Genomic DNA, 7,026 nt, shown 5'->3' on the forward strand with positions numbered 1-7,026 from the left:
TGACCAAAGCATCGTAGATGTGTCATAAGCCTTCCAGGCACAAGTCTAGTGTGTCTCGCAGCTCTCGGTCTGTCAAGCCGTGATGAATTGGTACGGCACGGGTCTGAGAAACTCCGAGCTCCGCGCCAGGGCACTCGCCACGGCCGTAACCGACGTACTCGGGAATCGGGACTCCGAACGGTGTCACTCGTTCCTTGTGCATCTGCGTGAATACTGGCTCGAGGTACGAAACACCTTTGAACGTCCCGCGCCCGGCTGGCACCAAGATGGGGTATCGCCAGTATGAGACCTTACTATCCGGAAGCACCGCCGGGACTCGCAGTGTGGTGTTCCCCCGTTGCTCGAGGTGTGCGACGACGAGCTTCACCAGTTCAGCTCGTCGTCGGTTGAATTCTTCAATACGGGACAGTTGGGCGATTGCGACCGCCGCTTGCAACTCACTGATGCGATGGTTGTGTCCGAATTGAACGTGTCCGCGAGCCTCCGGTGCGACGTTGTCCGGCCGAAAACCGTCTACGTTGAACCGAAAGTTCGGTATGCCAGCATTTGAGTACAGCACTCCTCGTGCATACCCCTCAGCACTTTTTGAAACGAAAAAGCCGCCTTCGCCGCATGAAATGTGCTTCGACTGCTGAAAACTCCAGCAGCTGGCATCTCCAAAACTTCCCACGGGCTTACCTGAAATTTTCGTGCCAAATCCCTGTGCGCAGTCCTCCACGATCTTAAGGCCCGTTCGCTCCGCCATCGCCATGATGCTGGACATAGGTGCCGGCATCCCCCAAATGTGAACGACCACCGCCGCGCGGGTACCACCGCTGATGGCTGCTTCAATAGTATTTGCATCTACGAGCAAGCTCTCCGGATCGACGTCGGCGAACACTGGAACACATCCGGCGGCGAGAATCGAGAACGGGACAAACACAGGGGAGACTGCCGGACAGATCACCTCGTCGCCCGGTGCGAGCCCCAGGCTAGCTATGGCGGCCTCGTTAGCAGACGTACCAGAATTCACAGCATGGACGTAGTGGACGCCGAGCTTGTCCGCGACCGCATCTTCCAGACGGTCGGCGACGGCGACGTCGCTCCATTCCCGCTCGCTTCCCCAGCCCGCCCCATTGCCTCGCCAAAGCTGTCCCGAGCTGAGTACCTGCGATACTGCCGCCATCTCCAGTGGCCCGAACAGCGGATCAGGCACGTCGACCATGAACACCTCGTTTCGCTGACCTCGGCCGATGCTGAGTCTCCGGTACGTATGCTCGCACACAGGAAGTGGTCGCTGCTTCTATAGACTAGCTGCAACCTTGCTAGATTGCGCTATCAGAGTTGAGGAGACGTCATGGCTGCCGGGCCCCTCTTCATCAGTTACTCGTCTGTGGACGGGAGGGAGGTCGCCTTACGGTTGGCTGACGCTCTGGAGGCTGGCCCGCCATCCTATCCGGTCTGGCTCGATCAACGTGCGCTCCGGCCCGGTCAGGATTGGGACGAACAGATTGCGGACGCGTTGCGCACCTGTCGAGGGTTGCTGTTTGTGATGAGTCACGACAGCGTCAAACCCGAGTCCGTATGCAAGCAGGAATGGGGCCGGGCACTAAAATACAGGAAGCCCGTCATCCCGTTGCGCTTGGACCCCGACGCGGAGATGCCGTTTCGTCTCGGTTCTCGTCAGTACATAGAATTCAGCGACTTCGATCTGGGACTCGCCCGACTTCGTCAGCATCTTGCTTGGACCATCACACCTGAAGGGGTTCTCGCAGAACTCGAGGTGCGCTTGGCGGATGCGACCCGTAAGTTGCCACGCATGGTCGAGGAGAGGCGAGGGATGGTAGAATCCGAGATACAGGACCTGCGGCAGCGGATCGGCCGACAGCGGCTGTCCATTAACAACCCGGACGTCGAGCAGGCTAAAGAACGCCAACGTATATTCGCCGCGATTACGGACGATCAGCGACAACCGGTTGCCAAACAGCACGAGTTGAATACGACAGAGACGGGATCGCACTCGGTCGATTTGAGGGAGTTTGGCTTGGCGAACGAGATCGGCGCCACGGCGATCAACCTCGGTGCGGAGTTAGTAGCCGGATCTATCGTTCTCGACTCCGCGATATGTGGATACGCGGGTTTGAACCTAGATGACGTTATAGTCCAGGACTCCGGATCGGTCGTGGACTCGCGATCGCTACCATCCTTCATCCTGGCCGACATGAGATCCAGCGCCGCACCGGTACCCAACCGTCGCAAAGCCCACCTCATGGACTGGCATGCGCCGGTAATCGATCAAGGTGATATTCTCACCCTCGATTTGGCGCACTCGGACTACTGGCTGTCCGAGGCGACGAAGCGTTCAGTGCCGCGCATCCAGCATGGAGTGCTTGACGGCCAGATCGATTTGATGCATATGCCGAGGCGGCTAGACGTTCACTTGGTCGTCCTGTCCGGGCAAGACAACATGCTCTTTCTCACACGCAGGGGGCGTCATGTTGCAACCGAACCGTCGACCTGGATGATAACCGTCGGCGAGAGCATTGACTGGGACCAGGACAAAAAGGGAGAAGGTCTCCCTCATCCGGGTCGCACCGCAAGGCGTTGTTTGTCAGAACGTGATGAACTCAACCTTCCCGAGAGTATAGCAGATGCCGTTGAACTGCGTCTCGTAGCGATTGCGACCGAGTGGTCCGAAATGCTCGTCAACCTGATCACTATCGCTATTCTGCCTGATATCGACGCGAACGGCGTCAAGGCGTTTTTCCGGCGGGGCGAAAACGTCAAACTGGATGCGATCCCGTTCAACAGCGAGTCCTGCCTCGACCTGCTCCGCTCGCACTCTTTCTCGGGATCGAACGGAAGTGGTCCAGCGGCACCGGTCAGCGATATCTCTCGAATCGCGCTATATGCAGCGTTGAAGTCGATGCATCCCGATCTGGTTAAAGGTTCGTAGCCGCGACCCTTGGGGGTTGGTGCGAAGCTGCTGGATCAGGCCGAACGCGGCGGTGAGTTTGAGCTATCGGGAACCGGCGGGCTTCCGGTACGGGTTTTCCGTGAACGCGTGGGAGGTCGCCACGGCCTCGGCGCGCACGCGACCGCCGACGAGTTGGTGTCCATCAGCGCCGAGGTCGTCGCGAAGACCGTCATGCTCGTGCACGGCACGCTGGCGGGGCAGGCCGTTCTGACGGCCAGGTTGTTTCCTGCCTCCGCGAGGAATTCCGCGGTCAGGATGGCCCCATCCCTGGCAGGCTCCGGACGAGGGCCCGTCAGGGTGGCAGTCTTGCCCGTCGGCGATCTGGTTCTCCAACTCACCGATGCGGCGGCGAGGGAAGCCAGTCATCGAACACGTGTTCGCGATTATCGGAGCCATGCCCGTCAGAGTCAAATCCTGATCCGCAGGGTGTCTGAGTGGCCACTTTGGCGCATGTATCGAACCCATGTGCCCGATTTGGAGTTAGCATGCCTCTGGTCCCGATCGGGGGTCATCCGGCGGTCGGGAGGAGGGGGCACGGGTGGAGGCAGCCTCGTGCGCGATGTGTGCGAGCGACGACGATGTGCTGCTCGACTCGGCCAAGGGGGCCCCGGCCGGTGGGGTGCTGGTGCTGGACACCGAGGAGCGCGGTCTCGTCGCGGCGGACGCGCAGACCGGTGCACAGCGCGAGTTCGCCGATCTCCCCGCCGAGGAACTCGGGCAGCCGGTGCAGGCAGGGGATCGGGCCTACATCCCCGATTACAGCAGGCACCTGCTCTACGTCCGGGATCTCCGGACCGGTCGCAGCCTCCCGGACGTCGAAGTGCCGGTGAGTCGCCGACGTTCTCACTCGAGGTGCGGTCCGGCCAGGTGTGGGCGAACGACCAGTTCGACCGCGCCGCGGTGACGGTGGTAAGGACGGAATCGCGACCATCACGGACAAGGACGAGGCAGCCGGCCTCAGTGGCACCCAAGGACTGGGCGACGCCGACGACCAGGACGAGCCCACGGAGTCACCGGCCCCCGACCAGCCGCCGCGGAGCGAACCGCCTCCGCCTTCGCGGGCCCCTCCGACACCGAACCGGCCCCCACCGTTGAAGTCCCCGCGATCGAGCCGGGTACTGAGCTGACCGAAGCGCGCGAACGCATCCGCGCCGCCGACCTCAACTGCGTGCCGGTGGCGGTCGGTACCGGCGGGCGGGCGGACACCGTCGCCACCAATCCGGTCGAGCCGCCCGCGGGGAACCCGGGTGCCCAAGGTGTCGAGGGTCGTCGTCCGCCAGTACGGCCCGACCGCCGTACCCGACGTCGTCGGCCAGTACCGCGCCGCGGCTTGCGACCTGATCGAGGGCGCCAAGCTGGTGTGCGTACCGCGGCCACGGGAGGACACGCCGCAGGACCTGGACGTGGTCAAGCAACAGACCCCCGGCAACGGGGAAGAGGCGTCGACTGGTGACGAGGTCGTCGTCGGCTACCACGACAAGGCGCTGCTCGCGGACTACAGCAACCAGGCGGGCACCACGGCGTGCGGGGCACTCACCCAGACCTACCCGACGGTGCGGTGCCAGGTGGTCGAGGGCGCGACCGAGCAGGTGACCGGCAAACCACCCGGCGTGGTCTACGAGCAGCAGCCACCGCCCGGCGGGACGGTGCGGTCAGGCGACGTGGTCGCACTGACCGTGGCGAAGGGCAGCCTTTACCGGGTGCCGAACGTGGTGGGCATGTCGCCGGAGGCCGCGTGCGCCGCCGTCGCGCCCCTGACCTGCGACCCACAGGCGGACCTGGTGCACCGCGACTACCTGGTGCACGCCCAGGAACCCCCACCGGACACCCCGGTGGACGGTGGAGCCGTGGTGATCCACTACCCGACGCACCGCGCGGTGGTGCTGTCGCTGTACAAGGCCGACAACGGTGCCCCGGTTCCTCCTGCGGCAGAAGGGTTTCCCGGGCGATCGCTACGACCACTGGGTGGCCGACCTCGGCTGGGGCTACGCGGACCAGACGTCGCAGCCCGGCGCGATCTACCCGCTCTATGACCACTTCTGCGCCAACAACAACGCCGCCAACAAGTGTCCTGGCTACGAGTACAACCACTACGTCAGCGCCGGGGACGGGATCTACCACCCCGAATGGAAGGTGCAGGGCGCGCCCAGCGTTCTCGACTGCCAGCCAGGCATGATCAGGGTCTTCCGGATATTGGAGCGGCCTGAGGGAGACGCCGGCCCGGTCCACACGTACAAGGTCGTTCGTGAACCGGAACAGCAGAGCTGGGCGTGGAACGAGCCGCTCGGCTGCCTGTGGCCGATGTGATCTACCGCTTTCGGCATGAGCGCGCGTTGCTCGACCGCTGTGTTTGTCCGAATCGCGGCTACGGTGGTTGAAGGAGAAGGAGAAAATCGGGAGAGTTCACTATGCCGTTAGTGGGTAAACCGCATTTAACGAATCTGAACTGTCCCGCTTTGTGCTGGAGGTTCCCTGTTCTTGCAGGTCAGTGAATTGCGATAACGACGCTTGGGGACAAGTCCCACTTGTCTTTACGTCAAGGGGTCGTCTCTTCGAGTGCGCCCCGCGGAGCGTCGAGATCCTGCATCGTATCGCTCATCGACCTCTCGGTGATCGGACTCTGGCTTGGCACCAGGCGCCTCGCGCTCGCTGGTGTTTCTGCGGTTGTGCTGCGGCTGCCCATCGGTTGCTGATCTCCGCCAGTGTCGGCGCGTTGGCCCTGAAGGGTCTGCTGCACCGTTAGGTGACATCTGAGTTGGCTTGCCGTGTTGGTGAGCTGGGAGGATGTCGCTGTGCCCAAGCCCTAACCCCCAGGAGTTCCGCGACGATGTCGTGAGGGTCGCTCGTGACCGTGAGCCTGGCGTGACGGTCGAGCAGATCGCCAAGGACTTCGGGGTTCACCCGATGACCTTGTTCAAGTGGCTGCGCCAAGCCGAGATCGAGGAAGGCACCAAGCCCGGTGCGAGTCGGGCCGAGTCGGCTGAGCTGCGTGAAGCCCGTAAGCGGATCAAGCTGCTGGAGCAGGAGAACGAGGTCCTGCGCCGCGCGACGGCGTATCTGTCACAGGCGAACTCGCCGGGAAAAGGCTCTACCCGCTCGTGACCGAGCTCGCCGCCGACGGGATTCCCGTCGCGGTGACGTGCCGGGTGTTGAACATCGCTCGACAGCCCTACTACCGGTGGCGTGCCCGCCCGGTCACCGACACCGAGCTGGCCGAGGCATACCGGGCGGACGCGTTGTTCGACGCACATCGTGACGATCCGGAGTTCGGCTATCGGTTCTTGGCTGACGAGGCCCGCGCTGCCGGACAACCGATGGAGCGCACGGCATGGAAGATCTGCTCCGGCATGGGGTGGTGGAGCGCGTTCAGCCGCAAGCCGCGGCGAGGCAAGGACGGTAGGTCGGGGCCGCCGGTCCACGACGACCTCGTCAAACGTGACTTCACCGCAGACGGTCCGAATCGGCTGTGGCTGGCCGACATCACCGAACACCGCACCGACGAGGGCAAGCTCTACCTGTGCGCGATCAAGGACGTGTGGTCGAGGCGGATCGTCGGCTACTCCATCGACTCAAGAATGAAATCTCGCCTGGCCGTCAACGCCCTGCGCAATGCCGTCGCCCGACGCGGTGACGTGGCAGGCTGCGTGATCCACACCGACCGCGGGTCACAATTCCGATCACGGAAGTTCGTCCGCGTCATCCATCAGCACCACATGATCGGATCGATGGGCAGAGTCGGCGCCGCCGGCGACAACGCCGCCATGGAATCCTTCTTCGGCTTGCTGCAGAACAACGTCCTCGACCGACGGACCTGGTCGACCCGCCAGCACCTGAGAACCGCGATCGTCACCTGGATCGAACGGACCTACCACCGTCGGCGTCGCCAACGATGCCTGTCCCGATTGACCCCCATCGAGTACGAGACCATCATGACCCCACCGGCCAGTCAGGCCGCATGACCGAACTGTCACCTATCGGTGCAGCAGACCCGCGCACTCTGGCCTGAACCGCCCCGGGTCTGATGGAGACTCACTCGTTGAGTGAGGATGTGGATCATGGCCGGGAAGAGT

At 63.1% G+C, this 7,026-nt stretch carries 6 protein-coding genes; 5 read left to right on the forward strand and 1 reads right to left on the reverse strand.

The annotated features are described in order from the left end of the window. Positions 1-22: 22 nt before the first annotated feature. Positions 23-1,204, reverse strand: a complete 1,182-nt coding sequence (locus ACFPCV_RS10745) for a DegT/DnrJ/EryC1/StrS family aminotransferase (protein ID WP_378055941.1) — start codon at positions 1,202-1,204, stop codon at positions 23-25. A gap of 132 nt (positions 1,205-1,336) precedes the next feature. On the opposite strand from ACFPCV_RS10745, the gene ACFPCV_RS10750 reads away from it, so the two are divergent. From ACFPCV_RS10750 to ACFPCV_RS10770, 5 genes are all read left to right on the forward strand, one after another. Continuing rightward, positions 1,337-2,935, forward strand: coding sequence for a toll/interleukin-1 receptor domain-containing protein (locus tag ACFPCV_RS10750; RefSeq protein ID WP_378055942.1), 1,599 nt, complete (start codon positions 1,337-1,339; stop codon positions 2,933-2,935). Between the two features lie 559 nt (positions 2,936-3,494). Continuing rightward, complete coding sequence (locus ACFPCV_RS10755) at positions 3,495-3,860, forward strand: PQQ-binding-like beta-propeller repeat protein (RefSeq protein ID WP_378055943.1); 366 nt, start codon at positions 3,495-3,497, stop codon at positions 3,858-3,860. 343 nt (positions 3,861-4,203) lie between these two features. After that, a complete protein-coding gene (locus tag ACFPCV_RS10760) occupies positions 4,204-4,989 on the forward strand; it encodes a hypothetical protein (RefSeq protein ID WP_378055944.1) in 786 nt (261 codons plus the stop codon). Beyond that, positions 4,922-5,263, forward strand: a complete 342-nt coding sequence (locus tag ACFPCV_RS10765; protein ID WP_378055945.1) for a hypothetical protein — start codon at positions 4,922-4,924, stop codon at positions 5,261-5,263. Before ACFPCV_RS10760 ends, ACFPCV_RS10765 begins: the two co-directional genes overlap by 68 nt. Before the next feature lie 477 nt (positions 5,264-5,740). Then, a protein-coding gene (locus ACFPCV_RS10770) for an IS3 family transposase (protein WP_378055946.1) occupies positions 5,741-6,915 on the forward strand; the annotation gives its coding sequence in 2 pieces (ribosomal slippage) (positions 5,741-6,034 and positions 6,037-6,915; 1,173 coding nt in all). The last annotated feature ends 111 nt before the right edge of the window (positions 6,916-7,026 follow it).

Origin of the sequence: Actinophytocola glycyrrhizae, from assembly GCF_042653545.1 — a bacterium.
Lineage (GTDB): Bacteria > Actinomycetota > Actinomycetes > Mycobacteriales > Pseudonocardiaceae > Actinophytocola > Actinophytocola glycyrrhizae.